Origin of the sequence: Catellatospora sp. KI3, assembly GCF_029948125.1 — a bacterium.
Lineage (GTDB): Bacteria > Actinomycetota > Actinomycetes > Mycobacteriales > Micromonosporaceae > Catellatospora.
This window is the reverse complement of the sequence record NZ_JASAMB010000002.1, coordinates 381,524-403,227: the sequence shown is the minus strand read 5'-3', so window position 1 is coordinate 403,227 and position 21,704 is coordinate 381,524. Positions and strand designations below refer to the sequence as shown.

Below are 21,704 nucleotides of genomic sequence, written 5' to 3'. Positions count from 1 at the left end.
GCGGTGATCCGCCGGGCCCCTTCTCGTCACATCCACAGGACGCCGCGCTCCTCGTGCTCCCGGACGCGATAGGTGATCATGCGGCGCAGGAGGTCGGTCGGCGCGGGGCGGTCGTAGGGGATCCGGACCGTGTGGCGGCCGGTCTCCATACCGACGAGTTCGGTCTCGAAGGCGTCCCGGGTGCTGGGCGTGAACGCGAAGTTCGCGTGCCTGGTGTGGCCCCGGACCGCGAACAGGATCGTGCCCGACGGGTGCACCCAGGTGGGGTAACCCCACTTGATGGCCTCGCTCGCGCCGGGCACCGTCTCCCGGGCCAGCGCGTGCAACTGCCGGAGCAGCTCGCGCCCCTGCCCCGCGAACCCTCGTATGTACTCGTCGATCGTCTGCGGCTTATCCACGGACATCAGTCTGGCAAGGCTGCAGTTTCGGGGAAAGTGCCGGAATCCTGACTCCGAATCCAGCACTTTCCCCGAAATTGCAGCTAGCGACGCGAGCGTGCGCGCCACGTACCCGTCAGATGACGCCCTTGAGGAGCTGGCGGGCCATGACGATGCGCTGGACCTGGTTGGTGCCCTCGTAGATCTGGGTGATCTTGGCGTCGCGCATCATGCGCTCCAGCGGGAAGTCCTTCGTGTACCCGTACCCGCCGAGCAGCTGCACCGCGTCCGTGGTGATCGCCATGGCGACGTCGGAGGCGAAGCACTTGGCCGCCGCGCCGAAGTAGGTCAGGTCGGCGTCGCCGCGCTCGGACCGGGCCGCCGCCGCGTAGGTCAGCTCCCGGGCGGCGGTCAGCCGCATGCCCATGTCGGCGAGCATGAACTGCACGCCCTGGAAGTCGGCGATCGGCTTGCCGAACTGCTTGCGCTCCTTGACGTACGCCAGCGCCGCGTCCAGGGCCCCCTGGGCGATGCCGACGGCCTGGGCGGCGATGGTGACACGGGTGTGGTCCAGGGTGCGCATCGCGGAGGCGAAGCCGGTGCCGGGCTCGCCGATCATGCGGTCGGCGGGGATGCGTACCTGGTCGAGGTAGACCTCGCGGGTCGGCGAGCCCTTGATGCCGAGCTTCTTCTCGGGCGCGCCGAAGCTGACGCCGGGGTCGCTCTTCTCGACGACGAACGCGGAGATGCCTTTGGCGCCGATGCCGGGCTCGGTGACGGCGAAGACGGTGTAGAAGTCGCTCACCCCGGCGTTGGTGATCCACCTCTTGACGCCGTTGAGCACATAGTGACCATTGTCATAGATCGCCCGAGTGGTCATGGCGGCGGCGTCGCTGCCCGCTTCGGGCTCGCTCAGGCAGTACGAGAACATGCCCTCGCCGGAGGCCACCCGGGGCAGGTAGCGCTGCTTGAGGTCGGCCGAGCCCGCCAGCAGCAGGGGCATGGTGCCGAGCTTGTTGACGGCCGGGATGAGCGAGCTGGAGGCGCAGGCGCGGGCGACCTCCTCGATCACGATCGCCGTCGCGAGCGCGTCGGCACCGGCGCCGCCGTACTCCTCGGGGATGTGCGGAGCGTGGAAGTCGGAAGCGCGCAGCGCGTCGAAGCTGGCCTGCGGGAACTCGCTGCTCTCGTCCGCCTCGGCGGCGTTGGGGGCGACCTTGGCGTCGCACACCTCGCGGACCGCCTCGCGGATCGCGACGTGCTCTTCCGAGAGCTGGTAGAGGTCGAACATCTCCGCTTCCTCCCACGCATAAACAGGCGTACCGGCGGGTAGCTTAACGCTCGATAAGAATGTGCTGTCCAGCGGCTCCGGTAAACTTTCCTCGGCGTCAGTACAGGGCGTAGGCTCTGCACCTGCTCAACCACCGGCCCCTTACGGCGCTCCTCAGCTGAATGCGCGCGCCACTGCAGAATCTAGGAGAAAACGCGTGACTCTCCCGTACGCGAGCCCGGCCCCCGTCACCCCGCCGTCCGGCGCGGCCCGCCCCCGCCTGACGTTCCTCGGCACCGGCTACCTGGGCGCCACCTACGCCATCTGCTACGCGGAGCTCGGTTACGAGGTCATCGGCTTCGACGTGGACGTTGACAAGATCGAGAAGCTGAGCCGCGGCGAGGTGCCGTTCCACGAGCCCGGACTCGACGAGATGCTGCGCCGCAACCTGGCCGCCGGCCGGCTGCGCTTCTCCACGTCGTACCAGGAGACCGCCGACTTCGGCGACGTCCACTTCATCTGCGTGGGCACCCCGCAGCGCGCCAACGGCCTGGGCGCCGACCTGCAGTACGTAGAGGCGTCGGTGAGCAACCTCGCCCAGCACCTCACCCGCAAGGCCCTGATCGTGGGCAAGTCGACCGTGCCGGTCGGCACCGCCGAGTGGGTGGAGACCCTGGTCGCCAAGCACGCCCGCCCGGAGCTGGGCGTCGAGGTCGCGTGGAGCCCCGAGTTCCTGCAGGAGGGCTTCGCCGTCGACGACGTCATGCGCCCGAACCGCATCGTGGTGGCCACCAAGACCGACTGGGCCAACTCGCTGCTGCACGCCGCGCACAAGGGCGTCTTCGACCTGGCCTCGGTCGAGGACCGCGAGGTGCCGGTCGTCGCGACCGACTTCGCCACCGCCGAGCTGGTCAAGGTCGCCGCGAACTCGTTCCTGGCCACCAAGATCTCCTTCATCAACGCCATGGCCGAGGTGTGCGAGGTCGCGGGCGGCGACATCACGCAGCTGGCCCGCGCGCTGGGCTACGACCCGCGTATCGGCAACCGCTTCCTGCAGTCGGGCGTCGGCTTCGGCGGCGGCTGCCTGCCCAAGGACATCCGCGCGTTCCAGGCCCGCGCGCAGGAGCTGGGCGCCGGGGAGGCGCTGCGCTTCCTGCACGAGGTCGACCTGATCAACCTGCGCCGCCGCCAGCGCGTGCTGAACCTGGCCGCGGGCCTGCTCAACCGCCGCTTCGGCCCGGCCGGCCCGGACCTGTCCGGCGCCCGCATCGCCGTGCTGGGCGCGACCTTCAAGCCCAACTCCGATGACGTACGGGACGCGCCCGCGCTCGCCGTCGCCGGCATGCTGGCCCGCGCGGGCGCCGACGTCCGCGTCTACGACCCGCAGGGTATGGAGAACGCCAAGCGCGCCCTGCCCGACGTGGCGTACGAGAAGTCGCTGGTCGAGGCCGTCACCGAGGCGGACCTGGTCTGCGTGCTGACCGAGTGGGCCGAGTTCCGCAACGCCGACCCGGTCGCGCTGGGCGAGGTGGCCGCGAACAAGCTCGTCATCGACGGCCGCAACTGCCTCGACGCCACCGCCTGGAAGTCGGCCGGCTGGACCGTCCGCGCCCTGGGCCGCCCCACGGTCTGACCCGCCCGCAGAGCATCACCCGAGGCCCGTCCCGCACCACGCGGGGCGGGCCTCGCCGCGTTCCCGCCCACTCTCGCCACCCCGTCCGCACCCGCCTACCCGAAGAGCCACGTTGATCATGAAGTTGTGGCCGGGACACGCCGTCGAACCTTGCCATAAGTTCATGATCAACCCGGAAAGGGGCTTGGTGGGGTGGGTGGGGGGCGGTGGGGGGAATGGGGGTTTTCAAGGGGTGGGGGGATTCGGCATGCTGCGGGGGTAGCGATCCATACTCGTCGTCGCCGGATGGTGACGGGGGGCTAGTCGGAGGTTGCCATGGCAGCGGACAGCGAATGCTCGATGTGCGGCCGCCTGCGCGATCCCGCGCAGCGGTGCCCGCACTGCGGCAACACCCCTGAGGTGCTCGGCGACGAGGTGGCACGGCTGAGCAAGGCCATCGCCGACATGAACGCCGAGGACGTGCGCCTGTCGAGCGAGCGCAAGAAGCTGTCCGGCAAGCTCCAGGCGGCCATCTACCAGCGCGACATCCTCATGCACGAGGAGGCGGAGCGGCAGAAGAGGGCCGCGCCCAAGCAGCGCCGCTGGATTCCGCGCCCGCCCGGAGTGAAGGCGCCGACCGCCGCGACCGAGCCGGGGCGGGCCGAACCGGCGACCGTGCCGTCCGGGGCGGGGCAGGCCGCGCAGGCCGGTGCTCCGCCGACGGTGCCGCAGCAGCCGGTGGGCGCGGCCGGGCGGGGATCGGGCGGGCCGCCCGGAGGGCCGACCCGGCCCCGGGTGGCGCCGTTGAGCCAGCCGCCAGGGCCGTCGGGGCCGCCGCCGGAGGCGTCGCCGCGCGAGGTCCAGAACGTGATGCTGGTGCTCGGCTCGCTGCTGCTGGGCATCGCGGCCGTGGTGTTCGCGGTGGTGGCGCTGAGCAACGTGGCCCCGCAGCTGCGCCTGGGCGTGCTCGCGCTGGCCACGCTGGCGCTGCTGGGCACCGCGCCGCAGCTGGTGCGAGCGCGGCTGACCTCCACCGCCGAGTCGCTGGCCGCGGTGGGCCTGGCCCTGCTGCCGATCGACGGGTACCTGCTGGTGCAGGTCGTCAACCGGGGTGAGGCCGGGCCGCTGGTCGCGGGACTCGTCTTCGCGGTGACCGCCGCGGTCGCCCTCGGCTACCACCGCCTGACCCGGCTCACCACGCCCCGGTACGTGGTGGTGCTGGCGGCGCAGCCGGTGCTGCCGCTGCTGGCGTACGGCATGGTCAAGGGTCCGGCGGGGTGGGCCGTGGTGCTCACCGGCGTCGCCGCGCAGAACGCGGTGATGGCCCGCGCGGTCGAGCTGTCCAAGGTGCCCGAGCGCAACCCGATCGGCTGGTCGGCGTACTGGCTGCGCGAGCTGACCTGGGTGCTGCACGGGCTGGCCGTCGGCGGGGCGCTCGTCTACGGCGTCGCCGCACTGCTCACCGCCGACACCGTGCCGTCGGTGCTGCTGGCCGGACTGGCCCTGCTGGCTGCCGCGGCGGTGGGGCTGACCGGGGCGCTGATGCTGCGGCGGCAGCCGCTGAGCGAGGTCGCCGCCGCCGCGATGGTGCTGGCCGTGATCGGCTCGGCGGCCCGGGTGGCCGTGGTGACCCTGCCCGGCCGGGCGCTGGTGGTGATCGCGGCCGTGGTCGCGCTGACCGGCCTGGCCGTACGCGCGGTGCCCGCCTCGATCCGGCGCGGGCCGCAGCTGGCCGCCACCGTCGCGCTCGGCGTGCTCGCGCTGTTCACCGTGGGTGCCGCGCTGCGCGCCGCGCTGGCCCTGCCCGTCGCGGCCCGCCCGGTGTGGCACGCCGACACCGCCGCGTTCACCGCCGAGGTGGTCCGGCGGGCCGGGTCCCCGGGCTGGTCACTGGCGGCCACGGCGGCCCTGCTGGCGATCGCCGCCGCACTCGCCCTGCCCCCGGCGTACCGGCGGGAGGCGGCCGTGGCCGCGGCGGCGCTGGCGGCACTGTCGGCGCCCGCCTCGTTCGGGTTGGGCTGGGCGGCCAGCCAGTGGCTGCTGACGGCCGCGGCCGTCGCGGTCCTCGCGGTCGGCATCGGCGCCGGGGCCGTGGTGCTGATCCGCACCACGACCGGCCCGAACACCCCGGACGCCGAGCCGTGGGGCGCGAGCACGCAGCGCTCGGCGCGGGCCTACCTGGTCGCGGCGGTGACCCTGGCCGCGGCCGCGCTCTGCGTGGCCCTGGCCGACCAGGGGGCGACCGCGGCGGTGCTGGCCGTGCTCACGGTGGCGGGTGTGCTGCTGGCGATGGGTCCGCGCGTGGTGGTCGCGCCGCCGGAGGCGGCCGTGCTCGGTGACACCGCCGCCGGTATCGCCGCGTTCAGCGCCCCCGGCGCGATCGGCATCGGCGTGCTCACCCTGTTCCCGCTCGCCGGTCAGGCCGCCGCGCTGGCCTGCGCCCAGCTCGCCTGCGCCGCCACCCTCGGCCTGGTCGCGGCGCGGCTGGTCGCGCAGCGCCGGATCGGGCCGCCGCTGGCGATCGGGGCCGTGTCCGGCACGCTGCTCGTCGCGGGCGCCGGGTTCGTCGCCGCCGAGGCGACCACACTCGACGCCGCCGTCGGGGCGCTGCTGCTGTTCGCCGCGATCCTGCTCGCGCTGGCGCCGTCGATCGACTCGGGCCGCCGGGCCGACCGGCTGCTCGACGGGGCCGACATCGCCTCGGGCGCGGTCACCGTGGCGCTGATCGCCGCGCTGGGGCGCATCGCGTACCAGGTGGTGCCGTTGGCGTGGCTGGTGGTCGCGGCGGCGATCGTGCTGGTGGTGGCGATGGCCGTACGGTCGCTGCCGGAGGAGCTGCGCCGGGGCCCGGCCGCGGGCACCGGGGTCGCCGGGGCGGTGCTCATCGTCGTGGCCGGCTACCCGGCGCTGGCCGGGGGCGTCCGGGCGCTGGCCAGGCCGGGCGAGCTGTGGTCGGCCGAGCTCGCCCAGGCCGATGCCGCCGTCGGTTTCGGCTGGCAGGGGCCGGTGGCGCTGCTTGTGCTCGCCGCTGCGGCGGCGGTCGTGCTGCCCGCGCCCCGCAACTACCACGTCGCCGCGGTCGCGGTGGTGCTGGCGACCGTCGGCACCCCGGCCGCGCTGGGCTGGCCCTGGTGGGCACCGATCGTGCTCGGCCTGGCCATCGCCACCGGGTACGCCATCGCGGCGGTGATCGCCGAGGACGCCCGGGCCGGCTACACCCGGCTCGCGGTGGCCGTGGCCGTGTCCCTGCACGCGCTCGGGGCGAGCCTGGTCCGGCCGTGGACCACCACGGCTGCGCTGGCCATGGTGGCGCTGGTCTCGGCGGCACTGGTGCTGATGTCGGTGCTGGTCACCCGGCGGGCAGCCGCGGACGGGACGCAGCCGCCCGGCCACGTCGAGGTGATGGGCGGCACCGGTACGGCCGGGGTGCTGCTGGCCGCCCCGGCGGCCCTGGCCGCGCTCGCGGCGACCGCGGGCAACGGCTCCGAGATCATCCTGACCGCCGCGCTGGGCGGGGTCAGCATCGCGCTGGCGGCGTTCGCGGCGGCCCGCCGGCACGTCGCGGCGTACCTCGGGTGGTGCACCGTGGGCGTGGCGGTGTCGAGCACGGTGGTGGCGCTGTTCGCGCTGCCGACCGGCCACCCCGCCGGGCTGTACGCGGCCGCGGCGGTGCTGCTCGTCGTGCTCGCCGAACTGCTGCGCACCACCACCCGCGCCCAGCTCGGCCTGGCGCCCGCGGCACCGCGCCAGTGGCGTCGGCGCGGCGAGGCCACCGGGCCGCAGCGCTGGAAGATCAACTTCGAGGGCGGCGCACAGCTGCTCGAGCGGACCCGCAACTGGCCGTCGTACCCCGGGGCCATGGCCCTGGCCGCGTCGGTCGCGCCCGCCGCGATCGCGCTGGTGTCGCTGGCCCCGGCGCTGCAGGCGGCGCTCATCCGGCCGTACCAGAGCCTCGGCGCGATCTGGCAGGGCCCGCCGCCGCCCGCCCCCAGCACCGTCGACGTCGCCGCCGCCCTCACCGCGCTGCTGCTCACCATCGCCGCCGCGATCGCCGCGATCGGGTTCGGCGGCGGACCGACCCGCGCCGTCTCCGTGGTCGTGCCCGGCGCCGCGATCACCCTGCTGATCACCCCGGTCAGCCTGGACCTGGCCTGGCCCGCCGGGGTGCTCGCGGCCCTGGCCGTGTTCACGGTGTGCATGCTCAGCGTCGCCCTGACCGATCCGCCGTCCAGCGACGACAGCGACCGGGCGGTCCGCGCCGCACGGGTCGCGGTGCTGGTCATCGGCCTCGTCGCGGGCGGGGCCGGACTCGCGGGCGCCCTGGCCACCCCGGCGCTGACCATCTTCACCTTCGGCGGCGCGATCGCGGTCGGCGCGGCCGCCGCGCTCGGCGGCCAGTCGCAGCCCGCCCGCATCCTCGGCTGGCTGGGCGGCGCGCTGGCCGCCGAGCTCTTCGTGCTGACGGTGAGCCTGGAGATCGGGGCGCGGCCGGAGTGGTCGGCGTTCGGGGTGCTGGCGGTCGGCGCCGTGCTGATCGTGGGCACCGCGCTGCACCCGCGCTTCCAGCGGACCGAGGCGCTGCGCGAGGCGAGTGCCGTCGAGTGGGCCGGGTACGCCGCCGGCGCGATCGGCCTGGCGCTGGCCTCCCGGTCGACCACGCACGCCGCGGCGCTGCTGGTCGGCTGGGGTGCGGTGCTCGGCATCGCGGCCACCCGGGCGCAGCGGCCGCAACTGGAGCGGCGCATCCTGTTCTGGGCCGCGGCGGCCAGCGAGATCGCCGCCTGGTGGCTGATCATGCGAACCGCATCGGTGGCGCTGCCGGAGGCGTACACGCTGCCGTTCGCGCTGCTCGCGCTCGGCGTGGGGCTGCTGGAGCTGCGGCAGCGGCCGCAGTTGGGCAGCTGGGCGGCGTACGGCCCGGCGCTGGTCGCGGCGTTCGGGCCGACGGTGATCGTGGTGCTGGTGACCGACACGAACCCGATCCGGGAGGTCGGGCTGCTGGTCGCGGGCATCCTGACGCTGATCCTGGGCTCGCAGCGGCGGCAGCAGGCGCCGGTGGCGATCGGCGCGGCGGTCACGGTGATCACCGCGCTGCACGCGCTGACGCTGGTGGGCTACACGTGGCTCGGCGTCCTCATCGGCGGCATCGTGCTGATCATCCTCGGCGCCAACAACGAACGCCGCCGCCAAGCCACCGACCGCTACAACCAGATGCGCTGACCCCCAGCCCCGCCCCGCCCCGCCCCGTCCCGCCTTTTTGTCGACGCTGGCCTATCTAGAAGACGATTTTCGGAAATCCGTCCTCTAGATAGGCCAGCGTCAATGCTAAGACGGGTGGGCAGGCAGCCCGGCCGAGGTCACCGGCCGGGTCGGGTCAGAGGGTGGCGCGGAGCGCCTTGTCCTTCTCGGCGACCAGTTCCGTCAGCGCGTGGGCGTAGTCGGTCAGCTTGGCCTGCAGCGTGGCGTCGTGCATGCCGAGCATCCGCACCGCGAGCAGCCCGGCGTTGCGCGCCCCGGCGATCGACACCGTCGCGACCGGGATCCCGGCGGGCATCTGCACGATGGACATCAGCGAGTCCATCCCGTCGAGGTACTTCAGCGGCACCGGCACCCCGATCACCGGCAGCGGCGTGGCCGAGGCGACCATGCCCGGCAGGTGGGCGGCCCCACCCGCCCCCGCGATGATCACCTTGAGGCCGCGGTCGACGGCGGCACCGGCGTACTCCAGCATGAAGTGGGGCGTACGGTGCGCCGACACGACCCGCACCTCGAACTCCACGCCGAACTCGGTCAGCGCCTCGGCGGCCCCGCGCATCACCGGCCAGTCCGAGTCCGAACCCATGATCACCGCTACCTGCGGCGTCGCCTCGGTCATGACATCGCCTTTCCGTAGGTGAGCCAGTGCGCCGCCCGGGCCGCGCGGGCCCGGCAGTCGTCGAGGTCGGCGCCCAGCGCCGTGACATGGCCGATCTTGCGGCCGGGCCGGGTCTGCTTGCCGTACAGGTGCAGCTTGACCCCCGGCTCGGCGGCCATCAGATGGTGCACCCGCTCGTCGATGCCGATGCCGCCCTCGGGCCCGCCGAGCACGTTGACCATGACCACGGCCGGGGCGGCCAGCGAGGTGTCGCCCATCGGGTAGTCGAGCACGGCCCGCAGGTGCTGCTCGAACTGCGAGGTGCGGGCCCCCTCGATGGTCCAGTGCCCGGAGTTGTGCGGCCGCATCGCCAGCTCGTTGATCACCAGCCCGTCCGGCGTCTCGAACAGCTCGACCGCGAGCAGACCGACGACGCCCAGCTCGTTGGCGATCCGGATGGCCAGCTGCTGCGCCTCCAGCGCCGTGTCCTCGGCCAGGTCGGGCGCCGGGGCCAGCACCTCGACGCAGATGCCGTCGCGCTGCACGGTCTCCACCACCGGGTACACGGCGACCTGGCCGTACGGCGAGCGGGCCACCTGGACCGCGAGTTCGCGGCGCAGCGCCGCCTTCTCCTCGACGATCAGCTCGGCGCCGCTGGCCAGCAGGTCGGTGATCTCGGCGGGGTCCGACACGACGAAGACGCCGCGGCCGTCGTAGCCGCCGCGGGCCGTCTTCACGACCGCGGGCAGCCCGAACTCGACCAGCTCGGCGGCGGTGCGCAGCGGCGCCCAGCGCGGCACGGGCGCGCCGAGTTCGCTGAGCCTGCGCCGCATCGCGTGCTTGTCCTGGGCGTAGTGCAGCGCGTCGGCGCCGGGGAAGACCTTGTGGCCCTCGGCGGCCAGGGCCCGGATGTGCTCGCCGGGCACGTGCTCGTGGTCGAACGTGACCACGTCGCACGACTTGGCGAAGTCGCGCAGCGCGGCCAGGTCGGTATGCCGCCCGAGCTGCACGTCGGCCGCGACGAGGGCGGCGGATTCGTCCGGGTCGGTGGCGAGCACCCGCAGTGATTGACCGAGGGCGATCGCCGCCTGGTGGGTCATACGGGCGAGCTGGCCGCCGCCGATCATGCCGACGACAGGGAGTCCGGTGCGCGTGTCCATCGCCGCGAAGTCTAGTCAGCGCCGCTTCGCCGCAGGCCGACCGCCCTTGCGGCCAGTGGACTGGGCCACCTGCCGGGGCTTGGCCAGCGCCAGCACCAGCGGGGTACGCCGGTCGTCCTGCCCGAACGGGTTGTCGGCGCACAGCGCGCCCAGCAGCGCGGCGGGCGGCTCGCCGGGCCGCGACCAGCCGAGCAGCCGCATGCCGCCCGTGCCGACCCCGACGACGGCGCAGCCGGACAGCGCGGCGTACACGTCGGCGGGCAGGCCCTTGCGCAGGGCGGCGGCGATCTCCTCGGCGACCCGCTGCGGCTGGCGCGGCGGCGGCACCACGGCCAGGTGCGCGGGGGCGCAGGCGTGCTCGCGGGGCGGGCAGACCGAGCGGACCAGCGGCCCGGCGAGCTGGTCGGCCCAGGCGCGGTGGCCCAGCCGGACGCAGAGCGCGGCCGCGCCGAGCCGGGCGGCACCGCCGTGCTCAAGGGCCACCTGCACGGTCCACGGGTCGACGCGCCCGGCGCCGGACCCGGCCAGCCGGGCCAGGCCCTGGGCGACCGGGCCGGGGCGGATGTCCCAGACCGGCCGGGCCAGTCCTTGCGCGACGGCGACGGGCTTGGCCGCCACGAGCAGGTGCCAGGGCTGGCGCAGGGCCTGCCGGGTCGGCTTGTCGGCGCCGAGGGCGAACTCGGCGACGTACCAGGCGATCTTCTCCGCGATGCGGTCGCCCGCGACGACCGGCTCGGTGGTGAGCGCGTGCAGCAGCCAGTCCTGCCCGTCGGCGGTGGCGGTCGGGGCGGCGGGCGCGCGGTTCGGCGCGGGGCGGGCGGCGGGCACGGCCGCGACCGGGCGCCGGTACGGCCCGACGACGGTGTGCAGCCAGCGCTCCAGCACGTACCGCCGCCACAGCCGGTCGGTCTCGGCCGCGAGCGCGCCGGTCAGCTCCTGCATCGCGGCCAGTCCCGCGTGGTCGGTGGGCCCGTGGCGCGGGTAGAGCAGGGCGCCGATCACCTCGGCCCGCAGCCGCAGCAGCACCTCGGCCAGCGGCGGCTCCAGCGGGCCGTTCCCGGCGGCGAGCGCCGTGCGCGCCGAGGTCGGCGGCAGGGTGCGCTCGGCCAGCGAGCGCAGTTCGGCGCGCAGCGCCTCGTCGGTGGTCTCCAGCTCGCGGTACGGGAAGCGCAGGGTCACGCCGTAGCGGGCGGCGACCCGGTCGGACAGGCGGGGCAGGTGGTTGGCGGGCCCGCTCCAGCCGGTGCTGCACAGCAGCGCGTCGACCTCGCCGCCGCTGGCCCGCGCGACCGCCCAGCACAGGTAGCCGGCCAGGTCGGGCACGGGTTCGCCGACGTCGGCGAGGAAGGCGTCGACGTCGATGTCGTCGGTGAAGAACGGCAGCGACCGGTGCCGCACGGTGCTGTCGGCCAGCGGCCCGAGCAGCGCCGCGGCGTACGCGGAGGAGTCGCTGGGCAGGCCGGGGAAGGTGACCGAGTAGACGGGCAGGCCCCGGGCGTCGACGCGCTCGGACAGCGCGGTGCCGAGCACGGCGGCGCCGGGCAGGCCTGGGCCGAGCAGCACCCCGACCCGGTCCTGGCCGAGGGCCTCCAGCAGGGCGAGCCGGCCGGACGGGGCGGGGCCGCGGCCGCGTACCGGCGGATGGGCCCGCACCGACCAGTTGTCGGCCTGCCCGCGCCCGATCTCGACCACCTGGCCGGGCAGCACCCGCCGGACGCCGTCGAAGAAGGTCGCCGCGCCCTCGTCGCACGAGCCCACGGCCAGGAACCGCTGCACGGTCTCCGGGTCGGGCTCGGCGGGCACCCCGGCGGCCAGCAGCGCCGTCGGCTCGCTGGCCACGAGCACCGCGCTGCGGGTGCGGGCGTAGTAGAGCGGCGGGCCGTCGCCGCTGCGGGCCAGCACCAGGCCGTCCGGGTCGGCCAGGACCAAGGTGTACGGCTGCCCGCCGGTGATCAGCCCGACCGGCCCCCGCTCGGCGTACCGGGCGTTGAGGGTGCTCAGCTCGGCGATGCCGTCGAGGACCAGCACGGCGCCGCCGTCGAGGCGGTGCACGATCGGCAGTGCGGCCCGGACCAGCAGCCGGGCCGGGCCGGCCGCGCCGCGCGCCTCCTCGGAGCCGCGCGGGGCCAGCGCGCGCGACAGCGCGGTGAGCGTTTCGGTGGAGTTGCGATCGGAGCCGAAGCTCAGCAGGGCGGCGAGGCCGGCCATGCGGTCATCTCCTCAGCGGGGGGCTTTGGGGGGAGCCTCAGCCTAGCCAGGATTGTCCGTTTGACGGCCTAATTAGTGCTATTGGGTGAGAATTGTCGTCAGTTCGACAGTCGTCGTCACCGGACGGTCGCAGACGAACCCCCGGCACACGTACGCGGTGGACCTGCCGTCGATCATCGTGCGGCCCGCCAGCAGCGGCACCCCGGGCGCGTTCGGCGCACCGGACACGACGACCGCGCCGGGCGGCGCCTGCTCCAGCGCCGTGAGCAGCAGCGGGTCGGTGTCGAAGTCGGCGGTCACGATCGCGATCTCGTACGGCCCCGACAGCAGCACCTCCGCCCCGGCGGCCGCGTACCCGGCGAAGCGCGGATGCTGCGCCAGCACCGGCACCACCGTGCCCAGCGCCCGCTCGGCCATCTCCCGCCAGCGCGGCTCCCCGCTCAGCCCCGTGTACGCCAGCAGCGCCGCCACCAGTGACGACAGCCCCGACGGGGTGGCGTTGTCGGTCGGGTCGGCCGGGCGGACCACGAGCTTCTCCGCGTCGTCGGCGGTGTCGTGGAACCCGCCCTCGCCGTCGCGGAACCGCTGCGCCGCCGAGTCCAGCAGCCCGCCCGCCAGCTCCAGCCAGCGCCCGTCGCCGGTCACCTGGTGCAGCGCGCAGAACGCCTCGGCCACGCAGCCGTAGTCCTCCAGCACGCCCGCCGGCTCGCCGACGACCCCGTCCCGCGACACCCGCCGCAGCCTGCCGTCGACCAGGTGGGTCCGGGCCAGCAACTCGCCCGCCTCGATCGCGGCCAGGCGGAAGTCCGTCTCCACCCGCTCGGCGTCGTCGCCGGTGTCCACGCAGCGGCGCCAAAGCTCGCACAGCGCGGTGATGGCCAGCCCGTTCCAGGCCGCGACCACCTTGTCGTCGCGGGAGGGCTGCGGCCGGGTCCGGCGGGCGGCCATCAGCAGGTCCCGCACCCGCTCCCAGCGCGCGCGGATCTCCGGGGCGGTGTCGTCGATGTCGCGCTTGAGCTCCAGCACCGAGCTGCCGTGCTCGAACGTGCCCGCCTCGGTCACCCCGAACAGGTCGGCCGCGAACGCCGCGTCGTCGGCGCCCAGCACCGCCTCCAGCTGCGCGGGCGTCCACGAGTAGGTGGTGCCCTCGACGCCCTCGGTGTCGGCGTCCAGCGCCGAGGCGAACGCGCCCTGCGGCGTCTGCAGCTCGTCGAGCATGAACGCGGCGGTGTCCAGGGCCACCCGGCGCGCCATCTCGTCGCCGGTCAGCCGCCAGATCTCCGTGTACGCCCGCAGCAGCAGCGCGTTGTCGTACAGCATCTTCTCGAAGTGCGGCACGGTCCACGTCGCGTCCACCGCGTACCGGTGGAACCCGCCGCCGAGCTGGTCGTGGATGCCGCCGCGCGCCATCGCCTCGCCGGTGTGCCGGGCCAGCTCCAGCGACTCCTCGTCGCCGGTGCGCCGGTAGTGCCGCAGCAGAAACAGCATGATCATGTGCGGCGGGAACTTCGGCGCCCCGCCGAACCCGCCGTGCGCGATGTCGTAGTCGGCGCGCAGCCGCTCCACCGCGTGCGCCAGCAGCTCGTCGGTGATCTCGCCGCTGCCCGTGCCGGGCCGCTGGCCGATCGCCTCCACCACCAGGTCGCTCTGCTCGACCACGGCCTCGCGCTGATCCCGCCACGCCTCGGCCACCCGGGTCAGCAGCAGCCCGAACTGCGCCTTCGGGTAGTAGGTGCCGCACACGAACGGCTTGCCGTCCGGCGTCGCGAAGACCGTCATCGGCCAGCCGCCCTGCCGCGTCATCGCCTGCGTCGCCGCCATGTACACCGCGTCGACGTCGGGGCGCTCCTCGCGGTCCACCTTGATCGCGACGAAGTTCGCGTTGACCAGGTCACCGATCGCCTGGTCCTCGAACGACTCGTGCGCCATCACGTGGCACCAATGGCACGCGGCGTAGCCGACCGAGATCAGCACCGGCACGTCGCGGCGCCTGGCCTCCTCGAACGCCTCGTCACTCCACGGCCACCAGTGCACCGGGTTGTCGGCGTGCTGGAGCAGGTACGGCGAGGTCGCGCTGGCGAGCCGATTCACCCGACCACTCTCTCACACCGACGATCTCGCCAGGCCCGGTCGGGTTGCCTTCCTCACCGGCGCCAGCGCCACCGCCCGGCCGGCTGAGGTTTCGTCGCAACGCGCCACACCGCATAGGGTGTGGCCACATCGCACGAGGTGTGGCCGCGTACCGGACCTACTCGCCCGGCGCGGCTGCCCGCGCAGCGGTCACGCGAGCCGGGCCGCGCGGTGCACCCGGGTGAGGTGCGGCATCGGGAAGCGGGTGCGGCCGGCCAGCTCGGGGCTGGTCAGCAGCTCGCGGACCGCGCCGATCAACTCCGCGCGCTGGTGCTCCGTGCCCACCAGGTACGGCGAGCGCGTCGTCGCCAGCGCCACCAGGTCGTCGGGCGTCAGCCACAGGTCGTGCGGGAACCCGGCCGCCTCGACCGGCCCGAACAGCGGCCCGAAGTCCGACCGCGGCCGGTCCCCCGCCGCCTCCCCGCCCCCGTCGATGATCTCGACGAACCGGACCGTCCACGGGGTGCCCAGGTCCGCGTCGTTCCAGAGCGCGGCGAGCACCCCGCCCGGCCGCAGCACCCGGGCGATCTCCGGATGCGCCCGCGCCGGATCGAACCAGTGGTACGCCTGCCCGGCCACCACCGCGTCGACCGACCCGTCCGGCAGCGGGATCCGCTCCGCCGACCCCGCGTACGCCATCACCCCCGGGCTGGCCTGGAGCAGGTGCTCGCGCATCAGGTCGTCGGGCTCGACCGCGACCACCTCGTGCCCGAGCCGGTGCAGCAGGCGGCTGAGGATGCCCGTGCCGGCGCCCAGGTCCACCACCCGCACCGGCCGCTCCCCCACCGCCCAGACCACCGCCTCCGGGGCATAGGACGGGCGGTAGCGGTCATAGCGCTCCGCCGCGCTGCCGAAGGAGCGGGCGTGCGAACTCGGGTCGGTCACGGGGCTCACCCTAACGACGCTCAGCGCCCGGACGGCCCCGACTTCATCGCGGCCAGGCGCTGCTCGATCTCGCTGTCGCGGGCGCCGGCCGCCAGCTGCTCGAACTGCTTGTCGATGCTGGAGGCGGCCAGCTCCTCGTGCCCCTTGAGCCGGGCCTCCTCGCGCCGCACCATCTCCTCGAACCGGCTGATCTCGCTGGTCGGGTCGAGCATGTCGATGTTGCCCGTGGCCTCCTGCACCCTGCCCCGCGCCTCGGACACCTTCGCCCGGCTGACCAGCTCGTCCCGCTTGCGCCGCAGCTCCTCCAGCTTGGTGCGCAGCTGCGCCACGCCCTGCTTGAGCTGCTCGGTGACCTGCGTCTGCTCGGCGATGAGCGGCTGGTAGTTGCTCGCCTCGGTCTCGTAGGCGATCTGCTTGCCGATGGCGATACGCGCGAGATCGTCGAACTTGTCGGCCTCGGCCTGGCTGCCCGCCGACCGCATCTGGTCGGCCTTGGCGCTGGCGGCCTGGGCCTTGACCTGCCAGTCGGCGGCGGTCTTCGTCGCCTCCCGCGCATCGGCCTCCATCAGGCGCAGGTTGCCGATCGTCGTGGCCACCGCGTTCTCGGCCTCGCCGATGTTCGCGGTGTAGTCGCGCACCATCTGGTCGAGCAGCTGCTGCGGATCCTCGACCTGGTCCAGCATCGCGTGGATGTTGGCGCGGGCCATCGCGGTGATCCGTCCCAGGATCGACTGTGCCGCCATCGGACTTCCCCTCTCCCCGTTCAGCCTTGCCGGGCCCAGGTGCTGGGACCGCCGAATCTCGCCTGCACCGGCGCGGGGGCCGCCGGGTCGTCCCCGCCGGGCACCAGCCCGAGCCGGATGCCGCCGCCACCGGCGCCGGACAGCACGTTCTCCAGCAGGATGCCGCCGAGCACCGCACCGCCCAGGCCGCCCATGCCAAACCCGCCCATGCCACCGCCACCGATGATCACCTGCCCGCCCGGCCGGCCGTAGCCCGACGGGAACGACCAGCGCTCGACGTCGTCGCGGGCGGCGTCCATGGCCTGGGCGGCCAGGTCGTGCGCGCGCTGCGCGGCGGTCAGCGCGAGCACCGGGTCGCCACCTCCCGACGCGGTGGCGAGCTGCTGCTGGGCCTCGGCCAGCCGGGACCGCGCGGTCGAGCCGACCGCGCCGCGCCGGGTGCCGATGAACCCGGTCGCCGCGTCGACCGCCGACCGGGCCGCGAACAGCGCCTGCTCCAGCTGGGCGCGGGCCTGGCCGGCCCGCTCGGCGGCGTCGCGTACCGCACCCAGCGCCTGACCGAGCGAGGCGCCGGCGCCCTCCAGGCGGCGCATCAGCCCGAGCGGGTCGGTGCGGGGTGCGGCCAGCTGCCCGCGTACGTCCGCGGCGACCTGCTCGGCTCGGGCGACCGCCGCGGCCAGGTTCACCTGGTCGGCCGAGCCGGTGCCGCCGCCCGCCTGCAGCGCCGCCCTACCCGCCGCGACCTCGGCGTGCAGCTCGTCGGTCAGCCGGGTGGCGGCCTGGGCGGCCGCGTCGAGGTCGGTGGCGGCCCTGCCAACCGCATCGAGCAGCTGCCCGGCCTGGTCGAGGGCCTGCTGCGCGCCGCGCAGCGCGACGGCGGCCTGTCCCCGGTCGGCGGCGGCGAGGCTGGTCGCGGCGCGCCGCAGCTGCTCGTCGGCGAAGTCGAGGCGGGCGGCGGCCTCGGTGGCGTTGCCGGATACGGCGGCCAGCGCACCGTCGGTGTAGCGGGTGCCGAGCCCGGTCAGCGTGGCCGCGCCGGCGGGCAGCCCGGCGCGCAGCGCGCTCGCGCGGGCGGTCAGGTCGGCGCTGAGCTGCTCGGCGTTGGCCTGCATGTCCCGTAGCCGCTCGAACGCGTCGGCCTGGGCGTCCAGCCGCTGGTCGACGGCGGCGCAGCGGCGCAGGATGTCGGCGAGCAGCGCCCGCCGGGTGGGCTCGTCCTCTTCGATCTCGTCGTCGAGCTGCTGGCGCAGCCGGAACGCGGCGGCCACCTCGTCCTTGGCCGCCGCGACCGCCTGCGCGTACGGCGCGACGGTCGCGGTGCCGTACTGGGCGGTGGCGAAGCCGAGTTCCTGCTCGCTGGTGCGCACCGCGTTGTCGACCGCCACGAGCTGCCCGTTCGCGCGGGTGGACAGGTCGTCGGTGGACATTCCCGCGTACGGGTCGGGCGGGCCGGACGGTCCTGCCGGGCCGCCGCCACCGCCGCCGGGGCCGCCGGGGCCGGGTGGGCGCCTGCGGCGCAGGACGAACAGGACGATCGCCAGGGCCACGAAGAACGTCAGCAGGCAGCAGAGCACCGAGTAGAGATCGGCTCCACCGCTGTCCACCGGCACCTGCTCACCATAACGCGGTTGAGCAGGGCGAACGGTCGAATCATCGGCCTATCCGGAGGCCAGACCACCCGGCTCGGCCCGCAGTTTGCGCGCCGGCCGCGCTGCCGAGGCGAGGGTGCGCAGCGCCTCGATGATCTGGTCGCCGGGCAGCGGCCGGGAGAAGTGGAAGCCCTGCCCGGCGTCGCAGCCGAGCCGGCTCAGCACGGCCCGCTGGTCGCCGGTCTCCACGCCCTCGGCGACCACCCGGATGCCGAGCTGGCGGCCCAGGTCGACCACAGCCCGCACGATCGCGGCAGCCTGCTTGGACTCCGCCATCCGCGCCACGAAGGTACGGTCGATCTTGAGTTCGTCCACCGCGATGCGGGTGAGGAAGGTCAGCGACGAGAAGCCGGTGCCGAAGTCGTCGACGGCGAAGCCGACGCCGAGCTTGCGCAGGTCCTGCAGCACGTGGTCGGTGACGGGCAGCGGGCTGAGGACCACCGTCTCGGTGATCTCCAGGACCAGCCGGGACGCGGGCAGCCGGTGCTTCTTCAGCAGCTCCGCGACGTCGGCGGGCAGGCGCGGGTCGAGCAGGCTGCGCGGGGACAGGTTGACCGCGACCGGCAGCTCCATCCCGAGCGCGCCCCACTGCGCGGCGAAGCCGAGGGCCTGGTCGAGCACGTGCCGGGTGAACTGGCCGAGCAGGTCGCTGGCCTCGACCGCGCGGACGAAGTGCACCGGGGTGAGCAGGCCGCGCCGGGGGTGGTGCCAGCGGATCAGCGCCTCCACCCCGGTCGGCGCACCGGTGGCCAGGTCCACCGCGGGCTGCAGCACCAGGTGCAGCTGGTCGTCGGCGGCCAGCGCGGTACGCAGCTCGGCCACCAGCGCCAACCGGTCGGTGCTGGTCCGGTCCCGGGCCGGGTCGTACGAGGTGACCCGCGCCCCCGACTCCTTCGCCTGGTACAGCGCGATGTCGGCGCGGCGCAGCAGTTCCGTCGGGTCGAACTCGCCCGCGGCCGCCACGACCACCCCGACCGACACCTCCGACGACAGCGTCACCCCGGCCACCTCGGTCGGGCTGGCCAGCGCCGCGGCCAGTGCCCGCGCCCGCCGTTCGGCGACCGTCCGCGCCGCGCCCAGCAGGTCCGGCTCCGGCGCGTCGCGGTCCCAGGACATCGCCGGCAGCTCGGTGATGAGCAGCGCGAACTCGTCCCCGCCCAGGCGGGCGACCAGTTCGGACTCGCCCGCGTCGGCGACCAGGCGGGTCGCGGCGGTCTGCAGCAGCTCGTCCCCGGCCAGGTGCCCGAGGGTGTCGTTGACCTCTTTGAAGTGGTCCATGTCCAGCAGCAGCAGCGCCACCGGCGAGCGCGCGTCCAGCCCGCGCAGCACCGCGTCGCCCCGCTCCAGCAGCGCGTCGCGGTTGAGCAGCCGGGTCAGCGGGTCGTGGTGCGAGTCGTAGGTGTTGCGTTCGCGCAGCTCGCGCAGGGCGCTGTGGGTGGCGGCGTCGTGCAGGGCGGCCGCGAGCGCGTCGCCGAACGCGGCCAGGCGGTGCTGGTCGTTCAGGCCCCACGCGCTCTGCCGGGACAGGCGCAGCGTCAGCAGCCCGACCGGGCCGCCGGCCACCTCCAGCAGCCGGGTCACCACCGGCACCCGGTCGTGCTCGGTCGGCTGGACGTCGGCGGGCTCGGCGGCGGCCAGTTCGAACACCCCGCCCCTGGTCGCACCGTGGTAGCGGGTGTGCGAGGCGAGCACGGTCAGCTCGACGGCGCGTACCGGGAACAGCGACTGCGCCGCCCGCAGCCCCTCCTGCGCGACCGCGACCTCGTCCAGTTTGTGCAGCGAGCGGCTGGCCGCCGCGAACGCGCCCCAGGTCCGCCGCTCCTCGTCCTCGCGCAGCCGGTGCACGTAGAGCTGGTGCACCAGCCACAGCAGCGGCGGCAGCACCCACAGCCAGCTGCTGCGCCACAGCCCGACCGCGAGCAGGCCCAGCGCCACGTTGCCGACGATCATGACGGGGGTGCCGCGCAGGGCCTGCCACACCACGCCGAACATCGACTGGCCGTCGCGTACGCCCAGGTGCAGTGCGAGCAGCAGGGCGCTGCAGAGCAGGTACAGGACCGCGGCCAGCACCACCACCGCGGCCGAGGACGGCGTCAGCGGGCGGGTCTGCACCCCGCTGGCCGACACGACCAGCACCGCGAGTCCGGCCGACAGGGTCAGCGACGCCGAGGCGCGCACCACCTCGAACGCCGTGGTCCGGTTGCCGGTGAACAGGGCCAGCACCGGCTTGGCGACCAGCACCGCCACGGCCGTCGCGGCGAGCAGCCAGCCCGAGGGCACCAGCGTGAAGCCGACGATCAGCGCCGCCTCGCCCCAGTCGACGTCGATGTAGGTCGAGCCGACCCGCATCCGCATGCCGAACAGGTGCGCCAGCACGATGAGCCCGGCGACCAGCCCGAAGTCGGCCAGGCGGCCGCCGCTGTCCAGCAGCAGCCCGCAGACCGAGGCGGCCGCGGCGGACACGGCGAGGGCGGCGGTCACCAGCCGCACCGGGCGTGCCGCCGTAGCCACCCCGGACCAGCGCCGCCACCGGTCCCACGTACGCGAGAGCGAATCGCTCATCGCAGCCCCCTGTCCGAGCGCACGCGTGGCGGAGGCTGCCGCCGACGTGCGGCGACGCGTCCTCCGCCTGACGTGACAGCGCCCGCCGGTGGTAGTCCCGATCCGCCTATCGGGCGTCCGGCGAGGTGGGCGTGTCAGGCCGCACACCGCCAACCATGCTGGCGGAATCGAACGTCTCGGGCAACCGCTTGATTCGCTTGTTCATGTTGCGAATCAGGAAAACCGTGGCCACAGCCAGCAAAAGGATCAGCAGGAGGGCCATCGGACCGGCGAGGCCGTCGCCGGAGCGGGTGTCGCCGAAGTTGTTGTCGGCCAGCAGTTGCAGCATGGTCCTCACCTGTCGGTCACGGCCGGCTCGCGCAGGCCGGCGAAGAGGTCGTCCTCGGGGATGGCGGTCTGCACGACGGAGCGGACCAGCTGGTAGTCCTCGGTCGGCCAGGCGGCGCGCTGCACCGTCAGCGGGGCGCGGAACCACGGGCCGTCGGGGTCGATCTGGGTGGCGTGGGCGCGCAGCGCGTCGTCCCGCAGCTCGAAGAACTCGCCGCAGGGGACGCGGGTGGTGATGCGCGGGGACTTGTCGCCGATCCAGTCGTCGTTGAGGCGCTCACCGTACGGCGACTCCATGCCCGCGGCGAGCATCGCCTCGTGCAGCGCCGTGAACTTCAGCTTGGTGAAGCTGATGTGGTAGTAGACCTTCTGCACGGTCCACGCCTCGCCCAGCTCGGGCCGGAACGCCGGGTCGGCGGCGAGGTCGAGCGCGGCCATGCTGATCACGTGGGTCTGGATGTGGTCGGGGTGCGGGTAGCCGCCCTCCTCGTCGTACGTGAGCAGCACCTGCGGCCGGAACTCGCGGATCAGCTTGACCAGCGGCTCGGCCGCCTCCGCCGCCGGCACCCGGGCGAAGCAGCCCTCGGGCAGCCCCGACGGGTCGGCCGGGTCGAAGCCCTCGATCCAGCCCGAGTCGACGAAGCCCAGCCAGGCCTGGTCGACGCCGAGGATGTCCCGGGCGGCCGCCATCTCCGCCTTGCGGATCTCGGCGATGTTCTCCCAGACCTCCGGCCGGTCCAGCTTAGGGTTGAGCACGTCCCCGCGCTCGCCGCCGGTGCAGGTGGCGACCAGCACCTCCGCGCCCTCGCGGACATACTTAGCCATCGTCGCCGCACCCTTGGACGATTCGTCGTCAGGATGGGCGTGCACCGCCATCAGGCGCAGCCGCTGCGTCACCGTGTACTCCCCACGTGCGAGAATCAACCC

14 protein-coding genes are annotated in these 21,704 nt (G+C 74.4%); 2 read left to right on the top strand and 12 right to left on the bottom strand.

Going from position 1 to position 21,704, the window contains the following annotated elements; genetic code table 11:
- Positions 1–26: 26 nt before the first annotated feature.
- Positions 27–398: a DUF1801 domain-containing protein gene (locus QEZ54_RS05715; protein WP_281303391.1), complete on the bottom strand. Its 372-nt coding sequence runs from the start codon at positions 396–398 to the stop codon at positions 27–29.
- A 115-nt stretch (positions 399–513) separates the two neighbouring features.
- Positions 514–1,668: an acyl-CoA dehydrogenase family protein gene (locus QEZ54_RS05710; RefSeq protein WP_281303390.1), complete on the bottom strand. Its 1,155-nt coding sequence runs from the start codon at positions 1,666–1,668 to the stop codon at positions 514–516.
- 259 nt (positions 1,669–1,927) lie between these two features.
- Between QEZ54_RS05710 and QEZ54_RS05705 the strand changes: the two genes are divergently transcribed.
- Both QEZ54_RS05705 and QEZ54_RS05700 read left to right on the top strand, forming a co-directional pair.
- Positions 1,928–3,280, top strand: coding sequence for a UDP-glucose/GDP-mannose dehydrogenase family protein (locus QEZ54_RS05705; RefSeq protein WP_281303556.1), 1,353 nt, complete (start codon positions 1,928–1,930; stop codon positions 3,278–3,280).
- A 315-nt stretch (positions 3,281–3,595) separates the two neighbouring features.
- Complete coding sequence (locus QEZ54_RS05700) at positions 3,596–8,479, top strand: permease (RefSeq protein WP_281303389.1); 4,884 nt, start codon at positions 3,596–3,598, stop codon at positions 8,477–8,479.
- 154 nt (positions 8,480–8,633) lie between these two features.
- On the opposite strand, the gene purE is transcribed toward QEZ54_RS05700, so the two are convergent.
- From purE to mca, 10 genes are all read right to left on the bottom strand, one after another.
- Positions 8,634–9,134, bottom strand: a complete 501-nt coding sequence (gene purE / locus QEZ54_RS05695) for a 5-(carboxyamino)imidazole ribonucleotide mutase (protein ID WP_281303388.1) — start codon at positions 9,132–9,134, stop codon at positions 8,634–8,636.
- Positions 9,131–10,273: a 5-(carboxyamino)imidazole ribonucleotide synthase gene (locus tag QEZ54_RS05690; protein WP_281303387.1), complete on the bottom strand. Its 1,143-nt coding sequence runs from the start codon at positions 10,271–10,273 to the stop codon at positions 9,131–9,133. Before QEZ54_RS05690 ends, purE begins: the two co-directional genes overlap by 4 nt.
- Before the next feature lie 15 nt (positions 10,274–10,288).
- Positions 10,289–12,481 (bottom strand): hypothetical protein, encoded by a 2,193-nt coding sequence (locus tag QEZ54_RS05685; RefSeq protein WP_281303386.1) that lies wholly within the window; start codon positions 12,479–12,481, stop codon positions 10,289–10,291.
- A 78-nt stretch (positions 12,482–12,559) separates the two neighbouring features.
- The gene (locus tag QEZ54_RS05680; RefSeq protein ID WP_281303385.1) at positions 12,560–14,572 is read right to left on the bottom strand and encodes a thioredoxin domain-containing protein; all 2,013 of its coding nucleotides are present in this window, start codon (positions 14,570–14,572) and stop codon (positions 12,560–12,562) included.
- Between the two features lie 189 nt (positions 14,573–14,761).
- Positions 14,762–15,496, bottom strand: coding sequence for a class I SAM-dependent methyltransferase (locus QEZ54_RS05675; protein WP_281303384.1), 735 nt, complete (start codon positions 15,494–15,496; stop codon positions 14,762–14,764).
- 20 nt (positions 15,497–15,516) lie between these two features.
- Positions 15,517–16,239, bottom strand: coding sequence for a PspA/IM30 family protein (locus QEZ54_RS05670; protein ID WP_281303383.1), 723 nt, complete (start codon positions 16,237–16,239; stop codon positions 15,517–15,519).
- Between the two features lie 20 nt (positions 16,240–16,259).
- Positions 16,260–17,849 (bottom strand): hypothetical protein, encoded by a 1,590-nt coding sequence (locus tag QEZ54_RS05665; RefSeq protein ID WP_281303382.1) that lies wholly within the window; start codon positions 17,847–17,849, stop codon positions 16,260–16,262.
- Between the two features lie 48 nt (positions 17,850–17,897).
- Positions 17,898–20,450, bottom strand: a complete 2,553-nt coding sequence (locus QEZ54_RS05660; protein WP_281303381.1) for a bifunctional diguanylate cyclase/phosphodiesterase — start codon at positions 20,448–20,450, stop codon at positions 17,898–17,900.
- A 106-nt stretch (positions 20,451–20,556) separates the two neighbouring features.
- Complete coding sequence (locus QEZ54_RS05655) at positions 20,557–20,787, bottom strand: hypothetical protein (RefSeq protein WP_348650511.1); 231 nt, start codon at positions 20,785–20,787, stop codon at positions 20,557–20,559.
- Positions 20,784–21,674: a mycothiol conjugate amidase Mca gene (gene mca, locus QEZ54_RS05650; RefSeq protein ID WP_281303555.1), complete on the bottom strand. Its 891-nt coding sequence runs from the start codon at positions 21,672–21,674 to the stop codon at positions 20,784–20,786. Before mca ends, QEZ54_RS05655 begins: the two co-directional genes overlap by 4 nt.
- Positions 21,675–21,704 lie beyond the last annotated feature (30 nt).

Coding starts and splice junctions, on each gene's coding strand:
- QEZ54_RS05670 (WP_281303383.1), bottom strand. CDS start 16,239: ATGGCGGCACAGTCGATCCTGGGACGGATCACCGCGATGGCCCGCGCC.
- QEZ54_RS05700 (WP_281303389.1), top strand. CDS start 3,596: ATGGCAGCGGACAGCGAATGCTCGATGTGCGGCCGCCTGCGCGATCCC.
- QEZ54_RS05685 (WP_281303386.1), bottom strand. CDS start 12,481: ATGGCCGGCCTCGCCGCCCTGCTGAGCTTCGGCTCCGATCGCAACTCC.
- QEZ54_RS05710 (WP_281303390.1), bottom strand. CDS start 1,668: ATGTTCGACCTCTACCAGCTCTCGGAAGAGCACGTCGCGATCCGCGAG.
- QEZ54_RS05660 (WP_281303381.1), bottom strand. CDS start 20,450: ATGAGCGATTCGCTCTCGCGTACGTGGGACCGGTGGCGGCGCTGGTCC.
- QEZ54_RS05690 (WP_281303387.1), bottom strand. CDS start 10,273: ATGGACACGCGCACCGGACTCCCTGTCGTCGGCATGATCGGCGGCGGC.
- purE (WP_281303388.1), bottom strand. CDS start 9,134: ATGACCGAGGCGACGCCGCAGGTAGCGGTGATCATGGGTTCGGACTCG.